This is a genomic window from Pseudonocardia lacus (assembly GCF_018531445.1).
GTDB lineage: Bacteria > Actinomycetota > Actinomycetes > Mycobacteriales > Pseudonocardiaceae > Pseudonocardia > Pseudonocardia lacus.
The window spans coordinates 18,145-33,175 of the sequence record NZ_JAHDTH010000080.1; the positions used below are offsets into that span (position 1 = coordinate 18,145).

Here is a 15,031-nt window from a genome sequence, read left to right on the forward strand (position 1 = left end):
GGGGGATGCCGGCCGGCGCCGGATCGGCGGGTTCACGCCGATCCGCGGGCGGCGGGCAACCCGGCGGGACGACAGCTGTGGGTGATGTCGCGGTCACTCTAGCGGGAGGGACCGCGGTTGGCGACTGATCAACTACTCGTGGTGACCGGAGCGGGCCTCAGCGACGGCCGTGCCAGTGCACGATGTCCAGCGCGACCGCGACGGCCACGGCGTTGGCCCGGATCGGGCGCGGCAGCAGCTCGTCGGCGCGGGCGAGCCTGCGCAGCAGGGTGTTGCGGTGGGTGTAGAGCTCCGCGGCCGCCCGCGCCGCGCTGCAGCCGCAGTGCACGTAGGTGCGGACCGTGTGGCGCAGCTCGGCCGGCGCGGTGGCCAGCGCGCCGAGGGTGTCGGCGACGAAGCGGTCGGCGGCGTCCGGGTCGGCGGTGGTCAGCGAGACCAGCTGCACCGCGTCGAACGCGGCGACGCGCTGGTCGGAGCGCAGCCGGGCAATCAGGCGCTGGGTGGTGAGGGCGTCGAGGTGGCTGCGGCGGAAGCCCTCGACGCCGGGGGCGGTCGGGCCGAGGGCGACCCGGACGCCGGGCAGGTCGGCGAGGGCGGCCTCCACCTCCTCGGGGCTCGGGGCCCGTGGGCCGGGCACCCAGGCCCAGACGGTCGCGGCGCGGGCGACGACGGCCAGCGGGCGCGCGGGCCGGCCGGTCCCGGCCACGGCCTCGGCGGCGCGTTCCAGGTCGGCCAGGTCGGAGCCGTCGGCGTCGTTCCAGATGACGGCGGCGGTGTGGGGCTGGTCGAGCCGGTAGCCGAGGCGGTCCGACGCGCGGGCCGCGGTGATCGGGGCGCCGTCGAGGACGAGCGAGACGACCTCGCGGCGGTCGGCGGGGGTGCCGCGGGCCAGCGCGTCGCGCTCGGCGCGCATCTGCGCGGAGATCGCCGCGACGGTGGCGTCGACGAGCTCGGCGATCGAGCGCGACGACACGTCCAGCAGCTCGCGCAGCTCGTCCGGGTCGGAGGTCAGCGTGAACGCCACCGACATCCAGTGCCGCCATGCCGCGTTCTGGCCCTGCCGGTAGGCGTGCAGGACCGACTCGTCCAGGCTCCGGCGCACCAGGTCGCGGGCGACGCCGAGGGCGTCCTGACCGATGCTGGCGGGCACCGGGTCGCCGGGATCGCGCTGGTTGGACAGCGCCCAGTGCCGCAGGCTCGCCCGCAGGGTCCGCCGGATGACCGCGTTGAGCACGGGGTCGTCGGCGACGGCGCGCATGCCGGGGCCGGCCAGCGTCGAGTCCTCGATCTCGGTGAGCCACTCCGGGGGCGCCTCGAGGGCGAGCTCGGCGCCCCGGCGCAGCAGCTCGCGGATCCGCTCCGGGGGTCGGGACCGGGACACGGCCGCCACCGTAGGCAGCTGGTGCGGACCGCACCAGTGTGCGGGTCGAACCGGTGCGAACCGCCCTTGGCGCCGATCACCGCGCTGGCCACGATGGACGGCGGTGCACGTGACGGGGCAGATGGCAGGGGGGGAGGCCGCGATGACGATCCGCAGCACGGTCCGGTGGGCGGCGACGCACGGGGTGATGCGGGTGGCGACGCTGCGCCGCGCGCGGGCCGGCAACCCGGACGCCCAGCTCCTGGTCGACCCCGCTCTGCAGGCCGACCCCTACACCCAGTACGAGAAGCTGCGCACCGACGCGCCGTTCGCCCCCGGCGCGCTCAGCCGGCTCAGCGTCCGCCACGACATCTGCACCGCGGTGCTGCGCAGCGACGACTTCGGGGTGCTGGCCCAGGACGTGCCGGTGCCCGCGCCGCTGCGGCTGGCGCTGCGGCTGGCCGGCCCCCCGCCGCACCCAGGGCCGCTCGACCCGCCGTCGATGCTCGCGGTCAACCCGCCCACCCACACCCGCTACCGCCGCCTGGTCACCCGCGCGTTCACCGCGCGGGCCGTGGCGGCGCTGCGCGAGCGCACGGAGCTGATCGCCCACGGGCTGCTCGACGACCTCGAACGCGCCGCCCGCGACGGCGACGGCCGCGTCGACCTCGTCGCCGGCTACGCCGCCCTGCTGCCGGTCACCGTGATCTCGGAGATGCTCGGCGTCCCGGCCGCGATGCGCGAGCGGTTCCTGGCCTGGGGCGACGGCGCCGCCGCGTCGCTGGACATGGGCCTGACCCGGGCCCGGTTCGCCGAGGTGGAGGTCAACCTCGCCGCGATCGACGCGTGGATGCGGGAGCACCTGCGCCGGCTGCGCCGCGAGCCCGGCGGCGACCTGCTGTCCACGCTCGTGGCGCTGACCGACGACGACGGCAGCGGGCTGACCGAGGACGAGCTGGTGGCCACCGCGAGCCTGGTGCTCGGCGCCGGGTTCGAGACCACGGTCAACCTCATCGGCAACGGCGCCGCGCTGCTGTTCGCCCACCCCGACCAGCGCAGTCTGCTCGCCGAGCGTCCGGAGCTGTGGCCGAACGCGGTGGACGAGGTGCTGCGGGTCGAGTCGCCCGTGCAGCGCACCGTGCGCCGGGCGCGGCGGGCGACCACCGTGGGCGGTGTCGGCATCGCCGAGGGCGAGCTGGTGGTGACGCTGCTGGCGGCGGCCAACCGCGACCCGGCGGTGTTCACCGACCCGCACGCCTTCGACGTGACCCGGCCCAACGCCAAGGAGCACGTCAGCTTCTCCAGCGGCCTGCACTACTGCCTGGGGGCCGCGCTGGCGCGGATGGAGGGGGAGGTGGCGCTGCGGGCGCTGTTCGAGCGGTTCGAGGGGCTGACCCCGGCGGGACCGGCCCGGCGGCGGGCGACCCGGGTGCTGCGGGGCTACCAGGCGATGCCCGTCGCGCTGGCCTCGCGCTCGTCGGTGCCGGGCTGAGCGCCGGTGCGCCCACCGCCCCGTCGAGAACGAAGTTGTCGTGATCAACAGGCCCTGTCGATCACGACAACTTCGTTCTCGACGGGGTTCAGCCGCGGCCGATGAACGGCATCGCGGTGGCGGTGACGGTCAGGAACTGGACGTTGGCGTCGAGGGGGAGCCCGGCCATGTAGCGCACGGCGTCGGCGACGTGCGCCGGGTCGAACGTCGGCTCCGGGCGCACCGAGCCGTCGGCCTGCCGGGCGCCGGTGGCGATGCCGGCGGTCATGTCGGTGGCGGCGTTGCCGATGTCGAGCTGGCCGCAGGCGATGCCGAACGGGCGCCCGTCGAGCGAGAGCGACCTGGTCAGGCCGGTGATCGCGTGCTTGGTCGCGGTGTAGGCGATGCTGCCCGGGCGCGGGGCGTGCGCGGAGATCGACCCGTTGTTGATGATGCGCCCGCCCCCGGGCCGCTGGGCGCGCATCACCGCGAACGCCTCGCGCGCGCAGAGGAACGAGCCGGTGAGGTTGGTGTCGACCGTCGCCCGCCACGCATCGACGTCGATCTCGTCGGGGGTGCCGGCCGGGCCGAACCCGCCGGCGTTGTTGACCAGCAGGTCGAGCCGGCCCCAGCGCTCGACGACGGCCCGGAAGAGCGCGGCCACCGAGTCCGGGTCGGCGACGTCGGTGGGCACCGGCAACGCGGTGGCGGGGTGCCCACCGGCCGTCTCGGCCAGCGGCCCGGCGCGCCGCCCGGCCAGCGCGACGGCCCACCCGTCCGCGAGCAGGGCGGTCGCGATCACCCGACCCAGCCCGCTGCCGGCGCCGGTGACGATCGCGACGGGGTTCGGCATGCAGTCCTCCGGGGTGTCGTGCGCGGCGGTTCCCGCGCTCCAGCATGCCGGGGACCCCGGCCCGCCGTGTGGGCAAGACCGCGCGCGGCCGATCTCGACCGGCGCCCGATGCGCGTGGTGGTATGGGTGGGCCAGCAACGGAGCTGCAGAGGGAGGCCCGGTCGGATGGCCGATCAGATCCCGTTCGTCGACTACCTGGTGCTCGGCGACGAGCCGCACCTGGTGGCGCGGGAGTGCGTGGGCTGCGGGGCCCGCTACTTCGACCGCCGGGTCGCCTGCGCGGCCTGCGGCACCCGAGATTTCGCCGCCGTGCCCGTGCCGCGCACGGGCGAGGTCCGGGCCTTCACGATCGTCACGTTCGCCGCGCCCGGCGTGCCGGTGCCGTTCGTCGCCGCGCTGGTGGACTGCGACGGCACGAGCGTGCGCGGCAACCTGGTCGGCGTCGACCCCGACCCCGAGCACGTGCACCTGGGGATGAAGGTCGCGCTGACGACCTACGTCACGGGCACGGACGCGGCCGGGGTGGACGCGGTCAACTACGGATTCGCACCGGTGGGGGGCTGATCGTGTCCGACGACCTCTGGATCCTCGGGATCCACATGACGAAGTTCGGCAAGCACCCCGACCTGGACCTGGTCGACCTGGCCGGCCAGGCCGCGTTGGCCGCGCTGGACGACGGCGGCGTCGACATGCGCCAGGTGCAGGTGCTCGCCGCGGGCAACCTGCTCGGCGGCGCGGGCAGCATCGGGCAGGCGGTGCAGAAGCAGATCGGGCAGACCGGCATCCCGGTCTACAACGTGGCCAACGCCTGCGCCACCGGGGCGACGGCGCTGCGCACCGTGTGCATGGCGATCAAGGCGGGCGAGGCCGACACGGGCCTCGCGGTCGGGGTCGAGAAGCTCTCCGGGGCCGGTCTGCTGGGGGCGCGCCCGCGCACCGAGCAGGAGGGCGAGTGGAAGCGCTCGGGCCGGTTCGGCGCCGTGCAGCCGACCGACGGGTTCATCGGCACGGAGTCGATGGCGGGGGTGTTCGCCCAGGTCGGGATGGAGTACGGGCACCGCTACGGGGGCACCGACTTCGAGCTGTTCGCCCGCATCAGCGAGAAGAACCACGCGCATTCCACGCTCAACCCGCTGGCCGCGTACTCGAAGCGGATGAGCCTGGAGCAGATCATGGGCGACGTCATGATCGCCTACCCGAACACCCGGCCGATGTGCTCGGCGAACTGCGACGGCGCCGCCGCCGCGGTGGTGGTCAGCGACGCGAAGCTGCGCACCCTGGATCCCGACCAGCGCCGCCGCGCGGTGCGGATCCGGGCGTCGGTGCTGACCACCGACCCCTGGGAGGAGGCCTGCCAGGTGCTGCCGAACGTCAACACGCTCACCCGCAACGCCGCGACCCAGGCCTACGAGCAGGCCGGCGTGGGGCCCGACGACCTCGACCTCGTCGAGCTGCACGACTGCTTCGCCACGGCCGAGCTGGTGCACTACGACAACCTCATGCTCTGCGAGCAGGGCGGCGCGGTCGACTTCTTCAACTCGGGGGCGCCCTGGCGCGACGGGCGGATGCCGGTGAACGTCTCCGGCGGCCTGCAGTCCAAGGGCCACCCGATCGCGGCGACCGGCATCGCGAACGTCTGGGAGGTGGCGACGCACCTGCGCGGCGAGGCGGGGCCGCGCCAGATCGAGGGCGCGCGGGTCGGGCTGGCGCACGTCATCGGGCTGGGGTCGGCCTGCGGGGTGCACATCCTGGAGAAGGCCGCCGCGTAGGGGCCGCGGGGGGCGCGTTCATACTGCGCGGATGGCGTACGACGTCGACCTTGCCGCCCGGCTGCGCGAGGCGCTGGCCGCCGAGCCCGACGTGCTGGAGAAGTCGATGTTCGGCGGGCTGGCGTTCCTGGTCGGCGGGCACATGACCGTGGCAGCCGGCGGCCGCGGGCTCATGCTGCGCGTCGACCCGGCCCGCGCCGAGGCCCTGCTCGCCGATCCGCGGGCGAGCCGGATGGTGATGCGGGGCCGGGAGATGGCCGGCTGGCTGCGCGTCGACGTCGACCTCGACGCGCCGGACGACGACTTGGACCGCTGGGTCGGCGAGGGGCTGGCCTTCGTCCGCACCCTGCCGGCCCGGTAGTCGGCCGGGCGCGTCGGTCGTCGAGGGTGACCGCCCGCTGGGGAGGACCGCACCCGGGGTGGTGAACACCGGCTGAACCCGGCCGGCCGGGCGTGGTCCGCGCTGGCGGTCGGGGCCACGACCGCGCAGGATCGGTGCGGGTGCGCCGCCCGGGCGCCGGACCGCGGGGAGGACCACGTGACGTCTGCCGACCAGGTCGTGGAGTCGTTCCGGTGGACGCCGCGCGCGGCCGGCCACTCCCAGCGCAGCCGCCGCGAGCTGCGGGCCGCACTGGAGTCCGCCGACCTGCTGTCCGGCCTCGACGGGCTGCAGGTGCGTGAGCTCGACGACGACGAGACGCTGCTGCTGGGCCCGGACGGCCAGGAGGTCGACACCTGGCGCCAGGACTACCCCTACACCGAGCGGATGGCGCGCGAGGAGTACGAGGTCCGCAAGCGGGCGCTGCAGATCGAGCTGCTGAAGATGCAGTCCTGGGTCAAGGACACCGGCCAGCGGGTGGTGGTCCTGTTCGAGGGCCGCGACGCCGCCGGCAAGGGCGGCACGATCAAGCGGTTCATGGAGCACCTCAACCCCCGCGGGGCGCGGGTGGTGGCGCTGGGCAAGCCGACGGCGCGCGAGCAGGGGCAGTGGTACTTCCAGCGCTACTTCAGCGAGCTGCCGGCGGCGGGGGAGATCATCCTGTTCGACCGGTCCTGGTACAACCGCGCGGTCGTGGAACCGGTCATGGGATTCTGCTCGGACGCGCAGTACGAGGAGTTCATGACCCAGGTGCCCGGCCTGGAGTCGGCGCTGGTCGACAGCGGCACCCACCTGGTCAAGCTGTGGTTCTCGGTGTCGCGAGCCGAGCAGCGCACCCGGTTCACCATCCGGGTGATCGACCCGCTGCGGCAGTGGAAGCTCAGCCCGGTCGACCTGCGGGCCCTGCAGAGGTGGGACGACTACACGCGGGCCAAGGAGCGCATGTTCGCCCGCACCGACACCGCCGCGGCGCCGTGGGTGGTGGTGCGCAGCAACGACAAGAAGCGTGGCCGGATCGCCGCGCTGAGCTGGGTGCTGTCCGGGCTGGACTACCCGACCAAGGACGCCGACGCGGTCGGCACGCCCGACCCGCTGCTGGTCGGGCCGCCCGCGCAGGTCTACGAGGCGAGCGAGCGGCTGCTCGCGAGCTGAGCTCCGCCCGCGGTGGCGACCGGGTGGTACCCGCGCTCGGCGTAGACGAGGGGCAGGCCGCGGTGGCCCGGCCCCAGCACGGCGGTCACGAACGCCGCGACCAGCAGGGAGTCGCCGACCTCGACGACGCGGTGCGGGCAGCAGCGCAGCGCGGTCCCGACCTCGTGCAGGTGCGGTTCGCCGCCGTCGGCGCTGCGCCACGGGGTGCCGGGGCCGAAGCGGTCGGCGGCGGGCCCGGCGAAGCGCCGGGCGAGCGGGGCGTCGTCGGCGTCGAGCAGGTGCACCAGCACCGACCCGGCGCCCACGACCGCCGGGGTGGCGCTCGCCGCGGCGGCCAGGGAGAACGACACCGCGGGCGGGCGCACGGAGACCGATGCGACCGAGGAGGCGGTGACGCCCACCGGGCCGTGCGCCGCCCGGGCGGTGATGATCGCGACGCCGGCAGGGTGGGCCCGGAACGCGGCGCGGAACGCCTGGGCGACCGGGTGCTCGACCGCCCGCGGTGCCCCCGTCATCGACCGTGGGTGCGCGCCGCCGCCCTCGCGAAGCGGTCCGCGGCGTCGGCCCAGTTCACCACGTTCCACCACGCGCCGACGTAGTCCGGCTTGACGTTGCGGTACTGCAGGTAGAAGGCGTGCTCCCACATGTCGAGCAGCACGATCGGGGTCTGCCCGGCCGGCAGCTGGGCCTGCTGGTCGTAGAGCTGGTGGACCAGCAGGCGCCCGCCCAGCTCGTCGCGGGCCAGGATCGCCCAGCCCGAGCCCTGGATGGTGGTGGCGGCCGCGGTGAAGTGGGCGCGGAAGGCGTCGAAGGAGCCGAAGTCCTCGTCGATGGCTGCAGCGAGGTCGCCGGTCGGCTTGTCGCCACCGTCGGGGGAGAGGTTGTTCCAGAACAGCGAGTGGTTGACGTGCCCGCCGAGGTTGAACGCCAAGGTCTTCTCCAGCCCGACGATGGCGCCGTAGTCGCCGGTGTCGCGGGCGGCGGCGAGCTTGTCGAGGGTCTGGTTGAGGGCCGTGACGTAGGTGTTGTGGTGCTTGGAGTGGTGCAGCTCCATGATCTCCGGCGCGATGTGCGGGGCGAGTGCGCCGTAGTCGTAGGGCAGGTCGGGCAGCGTGTACGCGGACATGGGCAGAGCCTGCGACCTCAACCCGACTCGAGGTCCAGCCCGGTGTGACCGGGCTCATCCGGGCGCCGGCCGGCCCCGCGCGCTCATGCGACGGGCGCCGCGACCCCTGCACCCCGACCGCGACGCCGACGGAGCCGACCATCGCCGCGAACGCCCGGTAAGTGCCGGCCCGGGCAGCCGGTCGGCGACCAGCTTGCCGGCCAGGGTGCCGGCGACGGCAGCGAGCGCGAACGGCCCCACGACCGCCCGGTCGAGCTCGGCGCCGCCCAACCGCGCGACCAGGGCGGCGCCGCCTTGACCGCGATCACGATCAGCGACGTGCCGTCTTCCCAGCGTTCGCGAGCTGTCCTCAAATGTCCGGTCATTTAACGCTGGTGATCCCGATCGGGAGCGCGTCGTCCGCCTTCGTGCGTCGACCCGTTGCGGACCTCAGCCCAGCCGGGCGCGGTACTCGCTCGGCGAGCAGCCGTAGGCCGCGCGGAAGGCCCGGCTGAAGCCGGCCAGGTCGGCGAAGCCCCAGCGGCGGGCGATGTCGGTGACCGAGTCGCCGGCGGCGCGGCGGTCGGCGAGGTCGTGGCGGCAGCGCTCCAGGCGCAGCCGGCGGATGCGGCGGGCCACGGTCTCGCCGGTGGCGGCGAACAACCGGTGCAACTGGCGGACGGACACGAAGTGCGCGGCGGCGATCGAGTCGGGGCCCAGGCCGGGATCGGCGAGGTGCTCGTCGATGTGGGCGCACACCTCGCGCAGCAGCGCCCGTTGCGGGGCGTCCGGCGGCGCGGACGGTTCGGCGTGCTCGATCGCGAGCGTCGCGACCAGCTCACCGACCTCGTCGGCCACCCGCACGGCCCCGGTCGGGCTCAGTCGCGGCGGTGCGGCGAGCAGGCCGTGCAGCACGCCGCCGACGATCCCGGTCAGGCCGTGGCGGCCGGGCAGCCGCACGGCGGTGGCCGCGGCGGACTCGGCCGCGGTCAGCCCCACCGCGGCCCGCGGCCAGGTGAACACGTCGAGCTGCCAGTGCTGGCTGAGGTTCCAGGTGAACGGCCGCCCGGTCTCGTAGATCGCGTAGTCGCCTGCGGTCAGCACCGTGCGCCTGCCGTCCTGCTCCAGCACGCCGATGCCCCGGGTGACCACGCCCACCTGCAGGAACTCCTGGGAGTCCGCGTTGGCCAGGCCCGGGGTGCGCCGGCAGACCTGGGTCACCGAGCGGACCCGGGAGACCTGCAGGTGCCCGACCGTGGCGCTGCGGACCTCGCCGCTGAACCCGCCGAAGCGGCGGTCGGGGGCCAGGTCGAGGGCGACGAAGTCGTGGCGGATGGCGTCACGCCACTCGTCGAAGCGGCGCGTGGCGCGCACGCACGCGTCGCCGGGCACCGATCCCGCCGCCAGGACCATGCCACCACCTCCGCGCCGCGCGCCGATCCCGCAGGGTCGTGTGCGAGCACACCACTGGCAGGTTCCCAGCGCGTTGCGCGCCGGTCAACGGTCGGCCGGTCCGGCGTTCCGGTCGCTGTCGACCAACAACACGGCGCTGGCTGCCTACCGCGCCGCGCACTCGGCCGGGTCAGGCTGGGGCGTCCCCGGACCACCACGCGCCGCACCCCACCTGCATGGAGCCGCCATGACCCTCGCCGACCTGCCCCTCACCGACGTCAGCGACCTGGGCGGGTCGGGCGTGCGTCGCGCGGTCTGCCCGCACGACTGCCCGGACGGCTGCTCGATGCTCGTCACCGTCGAGAACGGCACGGCCACCGGCGTGCGCGGCGACCCGGAGCACCCGTTCACCCGCGGCGGGCTGTGCGTGAAGGTCAACAACTACACCGACCGGGTCTACAGCCCCGACCGCGTGACCACCCCGCTGCGGCGCACCGGCCCGAAGGGCAGTGGCCGGTTCGAGCCGATCAGCTGGGACGAGGCGATCGCCACCGTCGCCGAGCGCTTCACGGCCGTTGCCGCGGAGCACGGCCCCGAGGCGATCATGCCGGTCAGCTACCTCGGCACCCAGGGCACGATCAACGGGCTCAACGTCGGCGACCCGTTCTTCAACAAGCTCGGGGCCACGGTCGCCGAGCGGACGTTCTGCGACTCCGGCGCGTCGACGGCCTACGTGATGAGCCTGGGCCCCACCGCGGGCGTCGACCCGGAGAGCCTGGTGCACTCCCGCTACATCGTCATCTGGGCCTGCAACATGGTCTCCACCAACCTGCACCTGTGGCCCTACGTGCTGGAGGCCCAGCGCCGCGGGGCCAAGGTCGTGGTGATCGACCCGGTGCGCCACCGCACGGCCCGCCGCGCCGACTGGCACATCCCGATCCGCCCGGGCACCGACGGGGCGCTGGCCATGGCCATGATCCACGTCATCCTCGCCGAGGGCCTGACCGACGCCGACTACGTCGCGAACCACACCGTCGGGGTCGAGGAGCTGGCCGAGCGCGCCCGGGAGTGGACGCCGGAGTGGGCGTCGGAGCAGACCGGCATCCCCGCCGCGGACATCCGCACGCTGGCCCGCGAGTACGCCGCCGCGCAGCCGTCGATGATCCGGATCGGGGTGGCGATCGAGCGCGCGTCGGGCGGCGGGCAGACCGTGCGGGCGATCTCCTGCCTGCCCGGCCTGGTCGGTGCGTGGCGCAGGCCCGGCGGCGGGCTGCTGGCGCTGCCGCTGTGGGTGTTCCCGGTGAACTGGGACGCGCTCAGCCGCCCCGACCTGCTGCGCCCCGGCACGCGTGTGGTCAACCAGTACCACCTGGGGCGGGCGCTGACCGGGGAGATGGGCCTCGACCCCGGCGTGCACGCGCTGATGGTCTACAACGCCAACCCGGTGATCGTGTGCCCCGACCAGGACCGGCTGGTCGCCGGGTTGGCCCGCGAGGACCTGTTCACGGTGGTCAGCGAGCAGTTCCTGACCGACACCGCCCTCTACGCCGACATCGTGCTGCCCGCCACCACGCAGCTGGAGCAGCTCGACGTCATGTTCTCCTGGGGCCACTTCTACATCGGTCTCAACCGGCCCTCGATCCCGCCGGTCGGCGAGGCGGTCAGCAACACCGAGCTGTTCCGCAGGCTGGCCGCGGCGATGGGCTTCGACCGCGGCGAGGACGGCGCCTTCTTCCGGCGCACCGACGAGCAGATGATCGCCGACGCCTACGACTGGTCGGCGCCCGCGCTGGCCGGGATCACCCCGCAGTCCCTGGCCGCGACCGGGTGGGCGCGGCTGAACCTGCCCGACGCCGACCACTACGCCCCGCACGCCGAGGGCGGCTTCCCGACGCCGTCGGGCAAGCAGGAGTTCCTCTCGGCGGCGGCCGCTGGCGGCAACTTCGTGCTGCCGCTGTTCCGCCAGGGCAGCAACGAGTTCCAGCCCGGTGGGGAGGTCGACCCGCTGCCGCACTACATCCCGCCGCGGGCCGCCTCCCCCGCCTACCCGCTGAGCCTGATCTCGCCCAAGTCGCACGCGTTCCTCAACTCCAGCTACGCCAACCTCGGCGCCCAGCAGCGGGTGCAGGGCGAGCCGACGGCGCTGGTGCACCCCGAGGACGCCGAGGCGCGCCGGGTCGCCGACGGCGACCTGATCCGGGTGTTCAACGAGCGCGGCGAGTTCGTCGTGCGGGCGGTGGTGTCCGACGAGGTGGCCAAGGGGGTCGTGCTGTCGTCGATGGGCGGCTGGCGGGCCCAGGCCAAGGGCCTGTCCACGGTGAACGCGGTGAACCCCGTCGAGTTCGCCGACCTGGGCAACGCCCCGACCTTCTCCGACACCCGGGTGGACGTCGCGCTCGCCTGACCGGGTTGTCCCTGCGCGGCCCGGCCGCAGGGCATGATCGGCGGCATGGGAGTCGACCCCGCCGACCGCGCCGCCGAGGCGGACCTGCTCCGCGCCGCCGCCCAGCTGGCGCTGGAGCACGTGGCCGGGGTCGCCGAGCGGCCCGCAGCGCCCACCCCGGAGGCGGTGGCCGCGCTCGCCGCGTTCGGCGAGGAGCTGGGCGCGGCGGGCCGGCCGGCCGAGGAGACGCTGCGGCTGCTGGCCGGGCTGGGCGGCCCGGCCACCGTGGCCAGCACGGGGGCCCGCTACTTCGGCTTCGTCACCGGCGCGACGCTGCCGGTGGCGCTGGGCGCGGCGTTCCTGTCCGCCGCGTGGGACCAGAACGCCGCGCTGCCGGTGATGTCGCCGGTGGCCGCGGCCCTGCACGACGTCGTGCGGGGCTGGCTCGTGGCGGCGCTCGGGCTCCCGGGCGGCACCGACGTCGGCTTCGTCACCGGCGCCACGGTGGCCAACGCGACCTGCCTGGCCGCGGCGCGTGACGCGCTGCTGGCCGGCGCGGGCTGGGACGCCCAGGCCGACGGGCTGTTCGGGGCGCCGCCGGTCACCGTGGTGGTGGGCGAGCACGCCCACTCCACGCTGCGCAAGTCGCTGGGGCTGGTCGGCCTGGGGCGCGAGCGCGTGCTGGTGGTGCCCGCCGACGACCAGGGCCGCATCCGCCCCGAGCTGCTGCCGCGGGTGGACGGGCCGGTGCTGCTCTGCGCCCAGGCCGGGGAGGTCAACACGGGCGCGTTCGACCCGTTCGAGCCGCTGGCCGACTGGGTGGCCGAGCACGGCGGCTGGCTGCACGTCGACGGCGCGTTCGGGTTGTGGGCGCTGGCCGACCCGCAGCGCGCCCACCTGGTCCGCGGGCTGGAGCGCGCCGACTCCTGGGCGACCGACGGGCACAAGTGGCTCAACGTCACCTACGACTGCGGCATCGCGTTCGTGGCCCGCGAGGGGGCGCTGCGGCGCAGCTTCGCCTCGGTGGCCGGCTACCTGCCGCCCGACGAGGGCTTCGAGGCGATGCACCACACCCCCCAGTCCTCCCAGCGCGCCCGCCAGATCGAGGTCTGGGCGGTGCTGCGCACGCTGGGCCGCGACGGCCTCGCCGAGCTCGTGCAGCGATCCTGCGCCGTGGCGCGGGCCGTGGCCGAGCGGCTGGCCGGGCACGGCTTCACGGTGCTCAACGACGTGGTGCTCAACCAGGTGCTGGTGCGCCCGCCGGCCCCGGTCGACGCCGCCGCGCTGGCCGCGGCGGTGCAGGCCGACGGGCGGGTGTGGTGCGGGCCCACCAGCTGGCGGGGCGCGCCGGCGCTGCGGGTCAGCACGTCGTCCTGGAGGTCGACCCCCGCCGACGGCGTGCTGGCCGCCGACGTGATCGCCGAGTGCCTGGCGGCGGCCCGGTAGGGCGCGGAATCCGCCGGAGGTGCATTCCGCGAATCGCCCGACGTGATTGCGGCTGCCTTTCCGGACAATGTCGGAGCGGGGTCGTCCCGACCATTCGGTGATCACCCGACCGCGGCTGGTGCCACTGGGCTGCTCCGCCTCCACGACCCGCCTGCACCGGGCGGCGTCGTCCTCCTGGAACGTCTGCCGCGCCGGGCGCGGCCGAACGGTCGCCGGGGAGCGCCGTCCGGCACCTCGGATCGGTGAGCGGAAATCGCTCACTAAGCGGATGAGAATAGGTACGGACGGTGACGCATGATCGATGCCGCAACGAACGATCGTTCGACGCGATGGGCGCTGAGCTGCAAGGACAAGGATTTCACTGCGATCCGGCAGCGAGCTTGCCTTCTCCGGGTCCGGTCGGGAACACTCGCGGGGCTGCCGGTGCGACGCCCCCCAGCGAACGCTCCCCATTGCGCATCCGCGCAGGAGAAAGGCTTGTCATGAACCTCACCCAAGTCGTGAACAATACCCTGAAGGCATTCCGACGCGATGTTCCCGAGTACGTGGGCTCCGGCGTCGTCGATCTGTCGACCGGCATGCTGCTCGACGCGGACACCGTCGACGACCACCCGCGCGACCTCATCGACATGCTCGCGGCGGCCACCGCGGACCTCTTCGAGGGCCGCACGATCACCCAGATCGAGCAGATGTGGCGCGAGTACCGCGGGACGCACGACGACGGCGGGCACTACTTCCAGGAGATCCTGATCTACAGCAACAGCCTGGTGCACCTGTTCATGCGCAGCCCGTCGAACGTCGAGATCGTCGCGGCCGTCGTCTGCCGGCGCACCGTCAACATCGGCATGTTCTTCGCCACCGCGCGCCAGGCCATGCGGGAGTTGGAGGAGGCCCGCTGACCGGCGGCCCGGCCGTGCGGTGGGTCGCGGTGCGCGACGCGCTGCGCCGCGGCGAGGACAGCGCGCTGGCCTTCGACGCGCGGCCGTCCGGCACGGTCTACCTGGTCGACGGGTGCGTCGCGCACGTCGAGACGCCCGAGGTCCCCGACCTCGGCCGGCGCCTCGTCGCCGCGGGCAGGCTGTCGTCGGCGCAGTGGACCGCGGCGCACGCCGCCGCCGTGGCCGGGGCCCGGCTGGTCGACCTGCTGGGCGAGCACGGCGTGGACCGTCACGAACTGGCGGCGCTGACCGAATCAGTACTCGTGGACTCGATCTTGGCCGTGCTGGCGGACCCCGCGGACGGCGACCTGCCCGCGCGCTCGCGGCCCGGCGCCCGACCGGCCGTCGCCGCCGACCCGCGCCTGGACGAGGCGGCGGTGGAAGAGGTGCTGGCGCGGCGCACGCCGGCCCCGGAGCCCACCGGCATCGGGTCCGCCTCGGTGGTCGAGCCGGCACCCCCGGCCTGGCGCTGGCGCGTGGTCACCGCGCAGGAGTGGCGCGTGCTGTGCCGCGTCGGCGAGCGCGCCCGCGTCCGCGACCTGGTCGGTGCGGGCGGCCCGGGCGTGGACGAGGTCGTCCACCAGGTGGGCGACCTCGTGCGGAGCGGGCTGTGCGTGGTGCGGCCGGACGCGTCCGGAGGGCCCCGGGCGGGGACGGCGGAGGGGTCCGTCCCGGCCCGGGCCACCGGGCGCGTCGAACGGGCGCGGGCGGACGGCGAGGGACTCGCCGCGCTGCCCCGGCGGGTGCCGGGCGAGTCGCTCGCGCCCGCCGCCGCGCTGGACG

The 15,031-nt window shown here is 74.8% G+C and carries 14 protein-coding genes; 9 read left to right on the top strand and 5 right to left on the bottom strand.

From position 1 onward, the window contains the following. Positions 1-157: 157 nt before the first annotated feature. Entirely contained in the window at positions 158-1,381 is a 1,224-nt protein-coding gene (locus KIK08_RS18315; protein WP_308257710.1) for a PucR family transcriptional regulator, read from the bottom strand. Between the two features lie 142 nt (positions 1,382-1,523). Between KIK08_RS18315 and KIK08_RS18320 the strand changes: the two genes are divergently transcribed. Beyond that, a complete protein-coding gene (locus KIK08_RS18320) occupies positions 1,524-2,852 on the top strand; it encodes a cytochrome P450 (RefSeq protein ID WP_250557282.1) in 1,329 nt (442 codons plus the stop codon). An 88-nt stretch (positions 2,853-2,940) separates the two neighbouring features. On the opposite strand, the gene KIK08_RS18325 is transcribed toward KIK08_RS18320, so the two are convergent. Next, positions 2,941-3,684: an SDR family oxidoreductase gene (locus KIK08_RS18325; protein ID WP_214404397.1), complete on the bottom strand. Its 744-nt coding sequence runs from the start codon at positions 3,682-3,684 to the stop codon at positions 2,941-2,943. A 165-nt stretch (positions 3,685-3,849) separates the two neighbouring features. Between KIK08_RS18325 and KIK08_RS18330 the strand changes: the two genes are divergently transcribed. The 4 genes from KIK08_RS18330 to ppk2 all read left to right on the top strand — a co-directional run bounded on the left by KIK08_RS18330 (position 3,850) and on the right by ppk2 (position 6,984). Then, entirely contained in the window at positions 3,850-4,248 is a 399-nt protein-coding gene (locus tag KIK08_RS18330; protein WP_214404398.1) for a Zn-ribbon domain-containing OB-fold protein, read from the top strand. 2 nt (positions 4,249-4,250) lie between these two features. Next, a complete protein-coding gene (locus KIK08_RS18335; protein WP_214404399.1) occupies positions 4,251-5,453 on the top strand; it encodes a thiolase family protein in 1,203 nt (400 codons plus the stop codon). A 31-nt stretch (positions 5,454-5,484) separates the two neighbouring features. After that, positions 5,485-5,814: a TfoX/Sxy family protein gene (locus KIK08_RS18340; protein WP_214404400.1), complete on the top strand. Its 330-nt coding sequence runs from the start codon at positions 5,485-5,487 to the stop codon at positions 5,812-5,814. A 177-nt stretch (positions 5,815-5,991) separates the two neighbouring features. Next, entirely contained in the window at positions 5,992-6,984 is a 993-nt protein-coding gene (gene ppk2, locus KIK08_RS18345; protein ID WP_408004686.1) for a polyphosphate kinase 2, read from the top strand. On the opposite strand, the gene KIK08_RS18350 is transcribed toward ppk2, so the two are convergent. The 3 genes from KIK08_RS18350 to KIK08_RS18360 form a co-directional block, all read right to left on the bottom strand. Next, positions 6,951-7,499: a flavin reductase family protein gene (locus KIK08_RS18350; RefSeq protein WP_214404401.1), complete on the bottom strand. Its 549-nt coding sequence runs from the start codon at positions 7,497-7,499 to the stop codon at positions 6,951-6,953. The two genes, ppk2 and KIK08_RS18350, sit on opposite strands and share 34 nt — an antisense overlap. Then, positions 7,496-8,110 (bottom strand): superoxide dismutase, encoded by a 615-nt coding sequence (locus KIK08_RS18355; protein WP_214404402.1) that lies wholly within the window; start codon positions 8,108-8,110, stop codon positions 7,496-7,498. Before KIK08_RS18355 ends, KIK08_RS18350 begins: the two co-directional genes overlap by 4 nt. Before the next feature lie 429 nt (positions 8,111-8,539). Continuing rightward, positions 8,540-9,502: a helix-turn-helix domain-containing protein gene (locus tag KIK08_RS18360; RefSeq protein ID WP_214404403.1), complete on the bottom strand. Its 963-nt coding sequence runs from the start codon at positions 9,500-9,502 to the stop codon at positions 8,540-8,542. Positions 9,503-9,728: 226 nt separating this feature from the next. On the opposite strand from KIK08_RS18360, the gene KIK08_RS18365 reads away from it, so the two are divergent. The 4 genes from KIK08_RS18365 to KIK08_RS18380 all read left to right on the top strand — a co-directional run. Further along, positions 9,729-11,885: a molybdopterin-containing oxidoreductase family protein gene (locus KIK08_RS18365; RefSeq protein WP_214404404.1), complete on the top strand. Its 2,157-nt coding sequence runs from the start codon at positions 9,729-9,731 to the stop codon at positions 11,883-11,885. A 45-nt stretch (positions 11,886-11,930) separates the two neighbouring features. Next, positions 11,931-13,310, top strand: coding sequence for a pyridoxal phosphate-dependent decarboxylase family protein (locus KIK08_RS18370; RefSeq protein WP_214404405.1), 1,380 nt, complete (start codon positions 11,931-11,933; stop codon positions 13,308-13,310). 482 nt (positions 13,311-13,792) lie between these two features. After that, positions 13,793-14,209, top strand: a complete 417-nt coding sequence (locus KIK08_RS18375; protein WP_214404406.1) for a hypothetical protein — start codon at positions 13,793-13,795, stop codon at positions 14,207-14,209. Positions 14,210-14,238: 29 nt separating this feature from the next. Next, the coding region (locus KIK08_RS18380; protein WP_214404407.1) for a hypothetical protein at positions 14,239-15,031 on the top strand (793 nt) is incomplete at its 3' end.